Annotated in this window: 1 protein-coding gene; it reads left to right on the forward strand. The window is 76.1% G+C overall.

Annotated features, from left to right (window positions below; translation table 11 throughout):
• On the forward strand, positions 1 to 520 hold a 520-nt coding region (locus FOE67_RS27855), incomplete at its 5' end, for an NUDIX hydrolase (RefSeq protein ID WP_323385637.1).
• Positions 521 to 610 lie beyond the last annotated feature (90 nt).

A 610-nucleotide genomic window follows, 5' to 3' on the forward strand; every position in this document is an offset into this window, starting at 1 on the left:
GTCGGGGGCCTGCCGGCAGAATCTCCCGGTCGTCGAACCGACCCGGTTCGGTCGGCGGCCCGGGTCAGCCGGGGAGGAGCGGGATGGCGGTGGGGACGCCGCGGAAAGGGGCGGGCTCGTCATGCGCCTGATCGACACGGTGGCGTGGGTGTGCGTGGAGGAGGGCCGGATCCTGGGGACCCGCAGCCGGGGACGGACGCTGTTCTACATTCCCGGCGGCAAGCGGGAGGCCGGGGAGAGCGACCTGGAGACCCTGGTGCGGGAGGTCCGCGAGGAGGTGGGGGTGGAACTGCTGGTGGAGACGGTGGAACCGGCCGGGGTGTACGAGGCGGAGGCCGACGGCCACGGCGCCGACGCCGTGGTGCGGATGGCCTGTTACACCGCCCGGCACCGGGGGGTGCCCCGGGCCGGGGGCGAGATCGAGGAGGTGGCCTGGCTGGGCTACGCGGACCGGGATCGGACCGCGCCGGTGGACCGGGTGGTCTTCGACGATCTGCGGAACGCCGGCCTGTTGTCCTGACCGGCTCCCGCCCGCGTGCCCCCGCCGGACGCCACGCGCCCCCGGGCGCGGGGGCCCGACGACGGGGAGCGACCGGGGACCGGTGGGAGG

This window comes from Streptomyces calidiresistens (assembly GCF_014141525.1).
Lineage (GTDB): Bacteria > Actinomycetota > Actinomycetes > Streptomycetales > Streptomycetaceae > Streptomyces > Streptomyces calidiresistens.